This is a genomic window from Verrucosispora sp. TAA-831 (assembly GCF_050780145.1).
In the GTDB taxonomy this organism is placed as follows: Bacteria; Actinomycetota; Actinomycetes; order Mycobacteriales; family Micromonosporaceae; genus Micromonospora.
The window spans coordinates 5356456-5370202 of the sequence record NZ_CP192240.1 but is presented as its reverse complement, the minus strand read 5'-3'; the positions used below and the strand labels follow the sequence as shown (position 1 = coordinate 5370202).

General features: G+C 72.3%; 14 protein-coding genes. 12 read left to right on the top strand and 2 right to left on the bottom strand.

Translation table 11 applies throughout. The features are described 5' to 3' along the window. Complete coding sequence (gene hemW, locus ACQVFL_RS23770) at positions 1–1224, top strand: radical SAM family heme chaperone HemW (RefSeq protein WP_431727640.1); 1224 nt, start codon at positions 1–3, stop codon at positions 1222–1224. A gap of 20 nt (positions 1225–1244) precedes the next feature. Here the strand turns inward: hemW and ACQVFL_RS23765 are convergent, their stop codons facing one another. Further along, positions 1245–1895, bottom strand: coding sequence for a DUF4870 domain-containing protein (locus ACQVFL_RS23765; protein WP_431727639.1), 651 nt, complete (start codon positions 1893–1895; stop codon positions 1245–1247). Between the two features lie 209 nt (positions 1896–2104). Here ACQVFL_RS23765 and hrcA point away from each other — a divergent pair, with 209 nt between their 5' ends. The 11 genes from hrcA to ACQVFL_RS23710 all read left to right on the top strand — a co-directional run bounded on the left by hrcA (position 2105) and on the right by ACQVFL_RS23710 (position 12801). Then, positions 2105–3127, top strand: a complete 1023-nt coding sequence (gene hrcA / locus ACQVFL_RS23760; protein ID WP_396698766.1) for a heat-inducible transcriptional repressor HrcA — start codon at positions 2105–2107, stop codon at positions 3125–3127. 73 nt (positions 3128–3200) lie between these two features. Then, positions 3201–4346 (top strand): molecular chaperone DnaJ, encoded by a 1146-nt coding sequence (dnaJ, locus tag ACQVFL_RS23755; RefSeq protein ID WP_396698764.1) that lies wholly within the window; start codon positions 3201–3203, stop codon positions 4344–4346. A gap of 1 nt (position 4347) precedes the next feature. Next, the gene (locus ACQVFL_RS23750) at positions 4348–5082 is read left to right on the top strand and encodes a 16S rRNA (uracil(1498)-N(3))-methyltransferase (protein ID WP_431727638.1); all 735 of its coding nucleotides are present in this window, start codon (positions 4348–4350) and stop codon (positions 5080–5082) included. A gap of 70 nt (positions 5083–5152) precedes the next feature. After that, complete coding sequence (locus ACQVFL_RS23745) at positions 5153–5515, top strand: histidine triad nucleotide-binding protein (RefSeq protein WP_431727637.1); 363 nt, start codon at positions 5153–5155, stop codon at positions 5513–5515. A gap of 29 nt (positions 5516–5544) precedes the next feature. Beyond that, positions 5545–6891, top strand: coding sequence for a serine hydrolase domain-containing protein (locus ACQVFL_RS23740; protein WP_431729879.1), 1347 nt, complete (start codon positions 5545–5547; stop codon positions 6889–6891). A gap of 224 nt (positions 6892–7115) precedes the next feature. Beyond that, positions 7116–8174, top strand: coding sequence for a PhoH family protein (locus ACQVFL_RS23735; protein ID WP_396698758.1), 1059 nt, complete (start codon positions 7116–7118; stop codon positions 8172–8174). Positions 8175–8189: 15 nt separating this feature from the next. Next, complete coding sequence (ybeY, locus tag ACQVFL_RS23730) at positions 8190–8663, top strand: rRNA maturation RNase YbeY (protein ID WP_396698756.1); 474 nt, start codon at positions 8190–8192, stop codon at positions 8661–8663. Beyond that, positions 8639–10045, top strand: coding sequence for a hemolysin family protein (locus ACQVFL_RS23725; RefSeq protein WP_396698754.1), 1407 nt, complete (start codon positions 8639–8641; stop codon positions 10043–10045). The genes ybeY and ACQVFL_RS23725 overlap by 25 nt, the downstream gene beginning before the upstream one ends. Further along, positions 10038–10415 (top strand): cytidine deaminase, encoded by a 378-nt coding sequence (locus ACQVFL_RS23720; RefSeq protein WP_396698752.1) that lies wholly within the window; start codon positions 10038–10040, stop codon positions 10413–10415. The genes ACQVFL_RS23725 and ACQVFL_RS23720 overlap by 8 nt, the downstream gene beginning before the upstream one ends. 76 nt (positions 10416–10491) lie before the next feature. Then, complete coding sequence (era, locus tag ACQVFL_RS23715; RefSeq protein WP_431727636.1) at positions 10492–11379, top strand: GTPase Era; 888 nt, start codon at positions 10492–10494, stop codon at positions 11377–11379. A gap of 171 nt (positions 11380–11550) precedes the next feature. Next, positions 11551–12801: an acyltransferase gene (locus ACQVFL_RS23710; protein WP_396698748.1), complete on the top strand. Its 1251-nt coding sequence runs from the start codon at positions 11551–11553 to the stop codon at positions 12799–12801. On the opposite strand, the gene ACQVFL_RS23705 is transcribed toward ACQVFL_RS23710, so the two are convergent. After that, positions 12788–13651, bottom strand: a complete 864-nt coding sequence (locus tag ACQVFL_RS23705) for a DUF4097 family beta strand repeat-containing protein (protein WP_431727635.1) — start codon at positions 13649–13651, stop codon at positions 12788–12790. The genes ACQVFL_RS23710 and ACQVFL_RS23705 overlap by 14 nt on opposite strands. Positions 13652–13747: the final 96 nt, after the last annotated feature.

Sequence of the window (13747 nt, the reverse complement as noted above, 5' to 3'; positions counted from 1 at the left end):
ATGCCCGGCCTCCTTCCAGCAGGCGAACCCGTACCCGCCGACGGGTCGCTGCCCGCCTCCGCCCGCGCCCGAGTCGGGCACCGGGGCTTCGGGGTGTACGTGCACGTGCCGTTCTGCGCCAGCCGCTGCGGCTACTGCGACTTCAACACGTACACCGCCGAGGAACTCGGCGGCGGCGCGAGCCGGGAGGGGTACGCCGACACGGTGCTCGCCGAACTGGCACTCGCCGCGCGGGTGCTGGGCGAGACGCCACCGGGCCGGGTGGAGACCGTCTTCGTCGGCGGCGGCACCCCCACCCTGCTGCCCGCCGACGACCTGGCCCGCATCCTCGACGCGATCGACCGCACCTGGGGGCTGGCCGCCGACGCCGAGGTGACCACCGAGGCCAACCCGGAGTCGGTCGACCCGGTCTCGCTGAAGGAGCTGCGGGCCGCCGGCTACACCCGGATCTCGCTCGGCATGCAGTCGGCCACTCCCGGGGTGCTCGCCGTGCTCGACCGTCGGCACCGCGCCGGCCGTGCGCCGGCCGCCGCACTGGAGGCGCGCGACGCCGGGTTCGAGCACGTCAACCTGGACCTGATCTATGGAACTCCGGGGGAGCGGGCGGAGGACTTCGCCGAGTCGCTGGCCCAGGTGGTGGCGGCGGGCGTCGACCACGTCAGCGCGTACGCCCTGATCGTCGAGGACGGCACCCGGCTGGCCGCGCGGATGCGGCGCGGGGAACTGCCGTACCCGGACGACGACGTCGCCGCGGAGCGTTACCTGGCCGCCGAGGCCGCCCTCGGCGCGGCCGGTTTTTCCTGGTACGAGGTGTCCAACTGGGCGCGGACGCCGGCCGCCCGGTGCCGGCACAACCTGTTGTACTGGACCGGCGGCGACTGGTGGGGCCTCGGCCCGGGTGCGCACAGCCACGTCGGTGGGGTGCGCTGGTGGAACGTCAAGCACCCCCGCGAGTACGCGAGCCGGCTGGCCGCCGGTGAGTCTCCCGGACTGGCCCGGGAGGTGCTCACCGGCGGCGAGGCACACATGGAGGACGTCATGCTCCGGCTGCGGCTCGCGTCCGGGCTGCCGTTGGACGTCCTCGACGACGCCGGTCGGGCGGCCGCCACGCGGGCGGTGGCGCAGGGACTGCTCGCCGCACCCGCCCACGCGGCCGGCCGCGCCGTCCTCACGGTGCGCGGCCGGCTGCTCGCCGACGCCGTGGTGCGGGACCTGCTGCCCTGACCAACCCCTCCGGCGAGGGGTCAGCGCTTCACGAAGGCGTAGGTCATCGGGTAGCGGTAGAGGGCGCCCTCGTTGGCCTTGACCCCGGCGATGATGCCGAAGACCACCGGCACGATCCAGACCAGGAACGGCACGAAGAACAGCAGGCCGCAGGTGATCGCGGTGAGCACCCAACTGAGCAACCCGGCGATCGCCCAGGTGATCTGGAAGTTCACGGCGGCCACCGAGTGCGCCCGGACCACCGGGCTCTGCTGACCCCGGGTCATCATCGCGATCAGTGGCGCGACCCAGCCCAGCAGACCCCCGCCCACGATCACCCCGAGCGGGCCACCGAAGTGGGCGATCAGCGTCCAGGTCTTGTCGTCGTTGTTGGCGTAGCCGCCACCGGGGGGACCGTAGCCGCCCGTCGGGTACCCGACACCGGGCGCGCCACCCGGCGGGTACTCGCCCGGCGGGGGATAGCCACCCGGTGGGGGATAGCCGCCGGGCGGCGGGTAGCCGCCGGACGACGGGTGGTCACCGGGCGGGCCGTAACCGCCGGGCGGCGGGGGCTGGTCGCCGGTGGGCGGCGGATAGTCGCCGGGCGGGGGATAGCCGGGCTGGCCGGAGGAGCCCGACAGTGGAGAAGTGGGGTCGTCACCGGACCCTGGAGGACGAGGTGGTTCAGTCATGTGGCCACGGTAGGTGCCAGCGGCAACGGACGCACCATAGCGACACCGGGGCGTGTCAACCCGTCGGCCGGTCTCCGCCACGACCGGGGCGACTTGATCATCGCGGGCAGGGGAACACCGACGTAGACTGGCACTCGCTACAGTCGAGTGCCAGAGTGTTCCTCTGGCACTCTGAGCGCTCCGGACTGACCTGCGACAGGAGGTGGGGGATGGGTCTCGACGACCGGAAACTCGCCGTGCTCCGGGCGATCGTCGAGGATTACGTCGCCACCCAGGAGCCGGTCGGCAGCAAGGCACTCGTCGAACGGCACCAACTCGGCGTCTCCCCGGCCACCGTGCGCAACGACATGGCCGTGCTGGAGGAGGAGGGCTACATCCGCCAGCCGCACACCAGTGCCGGGCGGGTGCCCACCGACCGCGGTTACCGACTCTTCGTCGACCGGCTCAGCCGGGTCAAGCCGCTCAGCCCGGCCGAACGGCGGGCGATCGAACGGTTCCTGGTCGGCGCGGTGGACCTCGACGACGTGGTGCACCGCACCGTACGCCTGCTCGCGCAACTCACCCGCCAGGTCGCCGTGGTGCAGTACCCGAGCCTGGCCCGCTCCACCGTCCGGCACCTGGAACTCGTGCCGATCTCCACCACCCGGCTGACGCTGGTGATGATCGCCGACACCGGTCGGGTCGAGCAGCGGCTGGTCGAACTGCCCGCGCCGGTCCCCGCCGACGACGTCCTGGACCTACGCCGACTGGTCAACGAGAAGCTGGTCGGCATCCGCCTGTCCGACACGCCACCGCTGGTGCAGACACTCATCGACGAGTGCGCGCCGCACCTGCGCGCGGCCATGACCACGCTCTCCACCGTCCTGCTGGAGACCCTCGTCGAACGGCACGAGGAGCGGCTCGCCCTGGCCGGCACCGCCAACCTGGCCCGGGGCGGCCTGCTCGACTTCCAGGGGTCGCTGCGCCCCATCCTCGAAGCGCTTGAGGAGGAGGTGGTGCTGCTCAAGCTCATCGGCGAGGTCGAGCCGAGCACGCTGCGGGTCCGCATCGGCGACGAGAACCAGATCGACAACCTGCGGGCGGCGTCCGTGGTCAGCACCGGATACGGCCCGGGCGCGACCATCGTCGGGGGGATGGGCGTGCTGGGACCGACCCGGATGGACTACCCCGGAACAATCGCCACGGTGAGGGCCGTGGCACGCTACGTGGGCGAGCTGCTGGCCCAGAACTGACCAGTCAGGGCCGACGGCAGGCTGCCGCCACCGACCGGCGTAACGCGAGACGAACACGAGGACACGGAACCCAGTGGCCAGGGACTACTACGGCATTCTCGGCGTGAGCCGAGGCGCCTCCGACGACGAGATCAAGCGCGCCTACCGCAAGCTGGCGCGCCAGTTCCACCCGGACGTGAATCCGGACCCGGAGGCGCAGGAGAAGTTCAAGGACATCAACGCCGCGTACGAGGTGTTGTCCGACGACCGGAAACGGCAGATCGTCGACCTCGGCGGCGATCCGCTCGCCCCGGGCGGCGGCGGTGCCGGTGGACCGGGCGGCCCCGGTGGCGCCGGTCCCTTCGTCGGCTTCCAGGACATCATGGACGCCTTCTTCGGCGGGGCCACCGGCGCCGGGCGCGGCCCGCGACCGCGTACCCGTCCCGGGGCCGACGCGATCCTGCGGCTCGAACTGGACCTGAACGAGACCGCCTTCGGGGTCGAGGCCCCGATCACGGTCGACACCGCGGTCCTCTGCACCACCTGCACCGGGGCCGGCACCGCCGCCGGCACCCATCTGGCCACCTGCGAGGCGTGCGGTGGCCGGGGCGAGGTGCAGTCGGTGCAGCGCACCTTCCTCGGCCAGGTGGTCTCCGCCCGGCCGTGCACGGTCTGCCAGGGCTACGGCACCACCATCCCGCACCCCTGCCCCACCTGCGCCGGTGACGGCCGGGTCCGCACCCGCCGCTCGCTGACCGTGAAGATCCCGGCCGGCGTCGAGGACGGGATGCGGATCCGCCTGGCCCAGCAGGGCGAGGTCGGCCCGGGTGGCGGCACCGCCGGTGACCTCTACGTGGAGATCCACGAACGGCCGCACGACGTCTTCTCCCGCAAGGGCGACGACCTGCACTGCCGGGTCACCGTGCCGATGACCGCCGCCGCCCTCGGCACCCGGCTGACCATCAAGGCGCTGGACAGCGAGGAGCCGGTCGACGTCAAGCCGGGTACCCAGCCGGGCAGCACACTGCGGCTGCGGGCCCGGGGCGTACCGCACCTGCGCGGTGCCGGTCGGGGTGACCTCTACGTCCACCTCGACGTGCGTACCCCGACCAAGCTCGACGCCGACCAGGAGCGGATGCTGCGGGACTTCGCCAAGACCCGGGGCGAGGAGGTCGCCGAGCTGAGCAAGCAGGGCGGCTTCTTCTCCCGGATGCGCGACGCCTTCAACGGTCACGCCTGAGGTGTCCGCGCCGCTCTTCCTGGTCGAGTCGCTGCCCACCGGCGACTCGACGGTGCTCGACGGCCCGGAGGGCCACCACGCGGCCACCGTGCAGCGGCTCCGGGTCGGCGAGGAACTGCTGCTCGCCGACGGTCGGGGCGGCACCGCCGAGGCCGTGGTCACCGCCGTCGGCCGGGGCACCCTCGACCTGACCGTCACCACCCGTGGGAGCGTCGACGCGGCGAACCCACGGCTGGTGGTGGTGCAGGGCATCCCCAAGGGCGACCGGGGTGAGCTGGCCGTGCAGGCGATGACCGAGACGGGCGTGGACGAGATCGTCCCCTGGGCGGCGTCCCGCTCCGTGGTGCAGTGGCGCGGCGAACGAGGCGTACGGGCCCGGGGCAAGTGGGTGGCGACCGCCCGGGAGGCGGCCAAGCAGGCTCGCCGGGCCTGGTTGCCGGTGGTGGCCGGCGCTCCCGACGAGTCCAGCACGGCGGTGGCCCGCCGGATCGCCGGTGCCGCCGTCGGCTACGTGCTGCACGAGGAGGCGAGCGACCGGCTGACCACCGTCGAGTTGCCCGACCGGGGCGAGATCGTGCTGGTGGTGGGCCCGGAGGGCGGCATCGGCCCGGCCGAGCTGACCGCCTTCCAGGAGGCCGGCGCGCAGCCGGTCCGGCTCGGGCCGTCGGTGCTGCGCACCTCCACCGCCGGAGTGGCCGCCCTGGCCGTGCTCGCCACCCGCCTGCTGCGCTGGTGACCGGGGATGTAAGGAGGGACCCCTGCTATGCCGGAGACGTTAGGAAGGTGCCCTTCCTTACACTGCCCCGGTGAGTACTCCTGACTGCCTGTTCTGCCGGATCGTCGCCGGGGAGATCCCGGCGACCGTGGTCCGCGAGACCCCGACCACGCTCGCCTTCCGCGACATCGACCCGAAGGCGCCGGTACACGTCCTGGTGATCCCCAAGGACCACTACGCCGACGTGGCCACCCTGGCCGCCGGTGATCCGGCGTTGGCCGGAGAGGTGCTGGCCACGGCCGCCGCGGTGGCCGAGGACGAGGGGCTGGTCGGGGACGGCTTCCGGCTGATGTTCAACACCGGCGTGTACGGCGGCCAGGAGGTCTTCCACGTGCACGCACACCTGCTGGGTGGTGCACCGCTCGGGCCGATGCTGGCCCGGAGCGTGGCGTGAGAACAACCGCCTCCGGTCGGCTGGACCGGATGGTGCGGCAGGTCCAGGCCCGGGGACGCGTACCGGCCGTGGCGGCGGCACTGCACCGGGCCGACCGCCCGCCGTGGACGTGCGTGGTCGGCGGCACCGGCAACGACACCGCGCTGGACCCGGACACCCGGTTCCGGATCGGGTCGGTGACCAAGACGTTCACCGCCGTGCTGACCCTCCAGTGCCGCGACGACGGCCTGCTCGACCTCGACGATCCGCTGGACCGGCACCTGGACCTGCCGGCACACGGCGAGTCGACCGTGCGTCGGTTGCTGTCGCACACCGCCGGCCTGCAACGGGAGCCGTACGGCGACGTCTGGGACACGTTACGGGCACCGGACACCGAGCGGCTGGTCGCCGAGTTGGCCCGGGCGGAGCGGGTACTGCCGCCCGGCCGTCGCTACCACTACTCGAACCTGGGGATGGCCCTGCTCGGCCGGCTGGTCGGCGAGGTGCGGGGCGGGAGCTGGGCCGAGGTGCTCACCGAGCGGGTACTCGCCCCGCTGGGGTTGACCGCGACCACGGTCGACCCGGGTCCCCGCGCGGCGACCGGGTTCCTGGTGGACGCGTACTCCGACGAGGCGCGCCCGGAGCCGCCGACCGACTTCGGCGCGGTCGGGCCCGCCGCGCAGTTGTGGAGCACCGCCGGTGACATGGCCCGCTGGGCCGCCTTCCTGGCCGACCCGGCGGCACTGGACCCGACCGGCGCGGTGCTCGCACCGGCGACGCTGGAGGAGATGCGCTGGCCGGTGACGGTCACCGACGAGACGTCGTGGTCGGGTGGCTTCGGCCTGGGCCTGATCCTGGTGCCGCAGGGGCAGCGGGTGGTGCACGTCGGGCACGACGGCGCGATGCCCGGGTTCCTGGCCGGCGTGTACGGCCGGCGGGGCGGCGAGGGGACTCCCGCCGCGTTCGGCGCCGCCGTGCTGGGGTCCTCCGGCACCGCCGTGGAGGTGCTGGAGCTGCCGCACCGGCTGCTCGCCGCCTCGGTCGAGGAGGATCCGGCCGACATCGTGCCGTGGCGGCCGGGTACGCCGGCCCCGGAGCACCTGCGCGGGCTGCTCGGTCGCTGGTGGGGCGAGGGTTTCGAGTACGTCTTCGGCTGGCACGACGGCACCCTGCAGGCCCGGGGCGCCGGTGACCCGTCGGAGAAGCCGCCGGCGGTCTTCACGCCGGTGCCGGAGTGGCCGGACGTGTTCCGGACGGTCTCCGGGCGGGAGGTCGGCGAGTTGCTCCGGCTGACCCGGGACTCCGCCGGTGAGGTGGTCCGGATGCACTGGGCGACGTACCGGTTCACCCGACGGCAGGAGACCTTCGACCGGTACGACTTCCGGGCCGGCGGCTGAGGAGTTTTGTCCACTTGTGCACCAGTCGCCGGATGGCGCGGCGACCACTCGGCCCCGCCCCTGTGAGCAGGCGCACCCGAGGCCACGACCGGCCGTTCCCGGGGGAAATGGGCGGCGTGTCCACGCCGTCGAACCGATACGATGGAGTCAACATCCGCACGCCGTGGCAGCATGCCCGGCGCCGAGATCGAGAGCAGGTGGCGCAGGGCCCCTCGGCCCGACCTATGACCGGCACCCCACCTCCCGGCCCGCCCCGCGTGCAGACCAAGATCACGGTCCCCGACTCGAAGATCATGGTCAACCTGCTCGGCGCGGGTGACGAGATCCTGCGACTGGTCGAGCGCTCCGTGAACAGTGACGTGCACGTACGCGGCAACGAGATCACGATCACCGGTGCCCCCGCCGACAACGCCCTCGCCGAGCGGATCTTCAGCGAACTCCTCGAACTGATCGAGAAAGGCGAGACCCTGACCACAGACGCCGTCCGGCGTACCGTCGGCATGCTCGAACAGGGCGGCGCGGAGCGGCCCGCAGAGGTCCTGACGCTCAACATCCTGTCCCGGCGCGGGCGGACCATCCGCCCCAAGACGCTCGGGCAGAAGCGCTACGTCGACGCGATCGACGCGCACACCATCGTCTTCGGGATCGGCCCGGCCGGCACCGGCAAGACCTACCTCGCCATGGCGAAGGCGGTCCAGGCGTTGCAGGCCAAGCAGGTCAACCGGATCATCCTGACCCGACCGGCGGTCGAGGCGGGGGAGCGGCTGGGCTTCCTGCCCGGCACGCTCAACGAGAAGATCGACCCCTACCTGCGCCCGCTCTACGACGCGCTGCACGACATGCTGGACCCGGAGTCCATCCCGAAGCTGATGGCGGCGGGCACGATCGAGGTCGCCCCGCTGGCGTACATGCGGGGCAGGACGCTCAACGACGCGTTCATCATCCTCGACGAGGCGCAGAACACCACGCCCGAGCAGATGAAGATGTTCCTCACCCGGCTCGGGTTCGGCTCCAAGATCGTGGTGACCGGTGACGTCACCCAGGTGGACCTGCCCGGCGGGACGACCAGCGGGCTGCGCGTGGTCCGGGAGATCCTGGAGGGCGTCCAGGACGTGCACTTCGCGCAGCTCTCCAGCGCCGACGTGGTGCGGCACCGGCTGGTCGGTGAGATCGTCGACGCGTACGCCCGGTGGGACGCCGAGCGGGAGAACCAGCAGGCCCAGGGCGTGCACGCGGTGGCCGGGCGTACCGCCCAGGGCAACCGCGCCGGCCGGCGCCGCTAGACCGAGGGAAGACAGTTGTCCATCGAGATCGCCAACGAGTCCGGTGTCGAGGTCGACACCGACGCCGTGCTCGCCGTCGCCCGGCACGCGCTCGACGAGATGGGGGTCAACCCCCTCGCCGAGCTCTCCGTGCTGCTGGTCGACATCGACTACATGACCGAGCTGAACCATCGCTGGATGGGTGGCGACGGTCCCACCGACGTACTCGCGTTCCCCATGGACGAGGGCAGCGTCGACCACGGGCCGGGGGAGAACGCCGCCGCCGGTGGCGAACCGGCCCTGCTCGGTGACATCGTGCTCTGCCCGGAGGTGGCGGCGAAGCAGGCCGCGACCGCCGGGCACAGCCCCGCCGACGAGCTGCACCTGCTCACCGTGCACGGCGTGCTGCACCTGCTCGGCTACGACCACGCGGAGCCGGAGGAGGAGCGGGAGATGTTCGGGCTCCAGGCCCGTCTGCTGTCCAGTTGGCGGTCGACCCGCTCCCGGTGATGGACACTGTGCTGGCCGCGCCCGCCACCGGCCTACCCGATCTGCAACTGCTCGTCTTCGCGGCCGGGCTGGTGGTGCTCGCCGGTCTGATCGCGATGACCGAGGCGGCCCTGGCCGCGGTCTCCCCGGCCCGCGCCGCCGAACTGGCCCGCGACGGTGCCCGGGGCGCCCGTACGCTCCAGGTGGTCGCCGGTGACGTGGTCCGTCACCTCAACCTCCTGCTGCTGCTCCGGCTGCTCGCCGAGCTGACCGCCACCACACTGGTGGCACTGGTCGCGGTGGACACCTTCGGCGCGGGCTGGCGGGCGGCGCTGATCACCGCCGGGGCGATGACCGTGGTCAGCTTCGTGGTGGTCGGCGTCGGTCCGCGTACCCTCGGCCGGCAGCACGCGTACGCGGTGGGTCGCTCGGCCGCGCCGCTGGTGCGCTGGCTGGGCCGGGTGCTCAACCCGCTGGCGTCGCTGCTGATCCTGATCGGCAACGCGGTGACGCCCGGGCGAGGCTTCCGGGAGGGGCCGTTCGCCACCCAGGTCGAGCTGCGCGAACTGGTCGATCTCGCCGAGCAGCGGGGCGTGGTGGAGCACGGCGAACGGCAGATGATCCACTCGGTCTTCGCTCTCGGCGACACCATCGCCCGCGAGGTGATGGTGCCGCGTACCGAGATGGTGTGGATCGAGTCGGGCAAGAACCTGTCCCAGGCGCTCGCGCTGTTCCTGCGCTCCGGTTTCTCCCGGATCCCGGTGATCGGCGAGAGCGTCGACGACGTGCTCGGTCTCCTCTACCTCAAGGACCTGATCCGGCGTACCCAGGGCGGGGCCGCCGAGGACGCGCAGCTCCCGGTGGCCGAGCTGATGCGGCCGGCGACCTTCGTGCCGGAGTCCAAGCCCGTGGACGACCTGCTCTCCGAGATGCAGGCCGCCCGCAACCACCTGGTCATCGTGGTCGACGAGTACGGCGGCACCGGTGGTCTGGTCACCATCGAGGACATCCTCGAAGAGATCGTCGGGGAGATCACCGACGAGTACGACGTCGAGCGCCCGCCGATCGAGCAGTTGCCGGAGGGCGCGGTGCGGGTCACCGCCCGGCTGCCGGTGGAGGCGCTCGGCGAGCTGTTCGACACCGAGCTGCCGCACGACGAGGTCGAGACGGTGGGCGGACTGCTCGCCCAGGCCCTCGGCCGGGTGCCGATCCCCGGCGCCGAGGCGGAGGTGTCCGGCCTCCGGCTGATCGCCGAGGGCACCACCGGCCGCCGCAACCGGATCGACACGGTGCTGGTGCGCCGGGTCGAGCCGTCCGACACGAAGGAGAACCCGGGTGGCGAGGCGACCGCCTCCCGGGGCGACACCGACCGATCCGAGGAGAGGCTGCCCGCCGATGCCTGAGTCACCCGCCGTACCGACCGCCCGGCCCGCCGACGCCGAACTGAGCGCCGAGGACGGCAAGCTGGTCATCCTCGCCCGGGGTGCCCGGGGTCGGGTGGGTGCCGTGGAGGGCGCGGCCGTCCGGGACCAGGACGGTCGCACGTACGCGGCGGCGAGCGTGTCGCTGCCCTCGCTGACCATCACCGCGCTCCAGTTGGCGGTCGCCTCGGCGGCTGCGGCGGGCGCCACCCGGTTGGAGGCCGCCGTGGTGGTGACCGAGGCGTCCACCCTGGACGGTGCCGGCTACGCGGCCGTACGCGACCTGGCCGCCGACGCCCCGGTCCACCTCGCCGCCCCGGACGGCACGGTCCTCGGCACGGTCACCGCATGAGCGAGCGGAGTGAGCGAATCATCAGGTGCAGTGTGGTGGTGCCTCATGGCGGCGCGGAGCGTAGCGGAGTGCCGGCATGAGCGAGCGGGACTATCGGGCCGGGTTCGCCTGTTTCGTGGGGCGGCCGAACGCCGGCAAGTCCACGTTGACCAACGCGATCGTCGGCCAGAAGATCGCCATCACCTCGAACAAGCCGCAGACCACCCGGCACGTCATCCGGGCGGTGCTGCACCGGCCGGACTCGCAGTTGGTGCTGGTCGACACGCCGGGTCTGCACCGGCCGCGGACGTTGCTCGGGGAGCGGCTCAACGACCTGGTGCGGCAGACCTGGAGCGAGGTCGACGTGATCGGCCTGTGCATTCCGGCGGACGAGCCGGTCGGTCGTGGTGACCGGTTCATCACCGGGGAACTGGCCGAGCTGAAGGCGACCGTGCTCGCGGTGGTCACCAAGACCGATCTGGTCGACAAGAAGCGGCTGGCCGAGCAGTTGCTGGCCGTCAGCGAGCTGGGCGAGTTCGCGGAGGTGGTGCCGGTCAGCGCGGTCTCCAGGCACCAGGTGGACACCCTCGTCGAGGTGATGACGGGTTACCTCCCCGAGTCACCACAGCTCTATCCGGACGACATGCTCACCGACGACCCGGAGCAGGTGCTGGTCGCCGAGCTGATCCGCGAGGCGGCGCTGGAGGGCGTACGTGACGAGCTGCCGCACTCGATCGCCGTGGTGGTCGAGGAGATGATCCCCGAGGGTCGGCTGATGAAGATCTACGCCGACGTGTACGTCGAGCGGTCGAGTCAGAAGGCGATCGTGATCGGGCACCGGGGCGCGCGGCTCAAGGCGGTGGGCACCGCCGCGCGACGGCAGATCGAGGAGCTGTTGGGCACCAGGATCTATCTCGACCTGCACGTCCGGGTGGCCAAGGACTGGCAGCGCGATCCCAAGCAGTTGCGCAAGCTGGGTTTCTGACCGACTCTGCCGCGTACCGGACGAAATGGACGACGAGCGCCGGAGTGGCTGATCGGTACCGGTCAGGCATATGGGAAGTTTCACTAAACTGCTGGGTGGTTGGTCGTTTCCGCGGCGCGCATCAGAGGGTAGGGAGGGTATGCCTCTGCCCCCGGACATAGATGCAGGCTGATGCGAAACCGTTACCTTGACCTGTTGCGTGCACTGGCCATCGTGCGGGTCGTCGTCTACCACGTCACCGGTTGGGCGTCGCTGACCGTGCTGTTCCCGGCGATGTCGGTGATGTTCGCGATGGCCGGGTCGCTGATGGCCGCCACGCTGTACCGGGTCGGCCCGGCTGCGGTGGGGCGGCGGCTGCGGCGGCTGCTGCCGTCGCTCTGGGTGGTCGCCGCGATCTTCGTGCCGGCGATGCTGTTCACCGGGCTGCCGTTGACCCCCAAGGTGTTGCTCTGGCTGTTCCCGGTCGCCGACCCACCGGCGAACTACTGGGGTGCGCTGGCGCTGAGTCCGATCTGGTACCTGCGGGACTACCTCTGGTTCGTGCTCGCCTCGCCGATCGCCATCTGGCTGTTCCGACGGTTCCCGCTGCCCACCCTGCTCGCCCCCTACCTCCTGCTGATCTCCATCGAGTTCGGCATCTACGAGAACCCGCACGGCGTCCTGCGCGAGTTCGGCCTCTACTTCGGCGCGTGGCTGCTGGGCTTCGCCCACCAGGCGGGCATGCTGCGCCGGATGGCCAACCGGGTGCTGGTGCCGGTCGTCCTGACACTCGCGGCGACCGGCGGCGCCTGGATCCTGGCCAACCCCGGTCCGCGCGGCTACGACCTCAACGACATCCCGCTCGGCAACGCCCTCTGGTCGGCCGCGTTCATCCTGGTGGCGCTCGGCCGGGCACCGTCGGCTGCCGCCTGGGTGGACCGCAACGAGGTGGTCGGGCGCGTGGTCACCGTGCTGAACCGACGGGCGCTGACCGTCTATCTGTGGCACATGGCCTTCGTGGTCGCGCTCACGCCACTGGTGGACGTGGTGGGCTGGTCGCACCAGAACCTGCTGGGCCAGGCCATCCGGGTGGTGATGGTCTTCGCCCTGGTCGGCGTGGTGACCGCCGCGTTCGGCTGGGTCGAGGACGTGGCGGCGCAGCGTCCGCCGGAGCTGATCCCCGGTGGTCGCCCGGCGTCGTCTGCCCGCGCACCCCGTCGGCCGGGTGGCACCCCGGCACCGTGCGGTCCTGCGGGGTCCGGTGGGGAGGTGCCGACCGATGGCGGCCGTCCGGGATCCGGTGGGGGAGTGCCGACCGACGACGTCCGGGCCGGCGGGGATGAGCCGGTCGGCGCCGCCCGCGCCGCCGGTGGGGCCGCCCGGCGGCGGGAGAAGTCGGTGCCGGGGCAGCGTGGGCGCGGCGACGACGTCAGCGGGACGTGACGGTGAGGTCGCCGCTGCCGGTGGCGACGTCGAGCACGGGCGTCGCGGACGGGTCGTGCGGTACGCCCAGGTCGGCCGAGCCCGAGCCGACCGTCGAGAACACCTGGTACGCACCGGCCGGCACGGTCAGCTCGACGTGACCGCTGGACGCGTGCGCGCGGGCGGAGGCGGGGCGGTCCAGTTCGACGGTGACGTTGCCGGATCGGGCCTCCGCGTCCACCTCACCACCGAGCCGGTTCGCGGTGATGTTGCCGGATCCGCTGCGGAGCACCACCGACTCCGGCACGTCGTACACCTCGATGTTGCCGGAGCCGGTCTCCACCCGGACCGGGCCGGCGGCGCCGGCCACCCGGACGTCGCCGGAGCCGACGGTGACCTCCACCGCGCCGACCCGGCTCAGATCGACCTCGCCGGAGCCGGCCTCGCCCCGCACGCTGACCCCCTCACCGGTGGTGATCTCGTAGGAGACGCTGCACCGGTTGCCGCAGGAGGTGTCCAGGACCAGTTCGGTGCCGGTGATCTCGTACGACGTCTGCGGTTGGTTGCCCTGGTAGCGCACCACGCGCTTGATGCGGACGCCGTCCACCCCGCCGTCGGCGCGGACCATCACGTCACCGGAGCCCGGCAGCACCCGGATCGCGGTGATCCGGGTGGCCTCGGTGTTGTCGAAGTCCAACCGGCCGAAGGAGAGGTTGTCACACCCGGCGAGCACGATCAGGGTGGTGGCCGCGACGGCCGCCACGACACCCCGGCGAGCGGTGGCGTTCGGCCGCGCGGTGGCGGCCGGCGGTGGGGCGGCCGGCGGTGGGGTGGCGGACCGGCGCGCCGGGGTGGTCAGGTGCAGAGCCATGCCGAGCACGCTACGTCCGGTGCCGGGCGGCGCACATCGGGGTAAGACGGCCTCTCGACCCCGAGCCGACCCTGAGATCCGACCCGGGGGCGAACC

What these genes read in the sequence shown, in the direction of transcription:
- ACQVFL_RS23765 (WP_431727639.1), bottom strand. Translation starts at nt 1,895, where the DNA reads ATGACTGAACCACCTCGTCCTCCAGGGTCCGGTGACGACCCCACTTCT.
- hrcA (WP_396698766.1), top strand. Translation starts at nt 2,105, where the DNA reads ATGGGTCTCGACGACCGGAAACTCGCCGTGCTCCGGGCGATCGTCGAG.
- ACQVFL_RS23720 (WP_396698752.1), top strand. Translation starts at nt 10,038, where the DNA reads ATGCCTGAGTCACCCGCCGTACCGACCGCCCGGCCCGCCGACGCCGAA.
- hemW (WP_431727640.1), top strand. Translation starts at nt 1, where the DNA reads ATGCCCGGCCTCCTTCCAGCAGGCGAACCCGTACCCGCCGACGGGTCG.
- ACQVFL_RS23735 (WP_396698758.1), top strand. Translation starts at nt 7,116, where the DNA reads ATGACCGGCACCCCACCTCCCGGCCCGCCCCGCGTGCAGACCAAGATC.
- ACQVFL_RS23705 (WP_431727635.1), bottom strand. Translation starts at nt 13,651, where the DNA reads ATGGCTCTGCACCTGACCACCCCGGCGCGCCGGTCCGCCACCCCACCG.
- ACQVFL_RS23710 (WP_396698748.1), top strand. Translation starts at nt 11,551, where the DNA reads ATGCGAAACCGTTACCTTGACCTGTTGCGTGCACTGGCCATCGTGCGG.
- era (WP_431727636.1), top strand. Translation starts at nt 10,492, where the DNA reads ATGAGCGAGCGGGACTATCGGGCCGGGTTCGCCTGTTTCGTGGGGCGG.
- ACQVFL_RS23740 (WP_431729879.1), top strand. Translation starts at nt 5,545, where the DNA reads ATGGTGCGGCAGGTCCAGGCCCGGGGACGCGTACCGGCCGTGGCGGCG.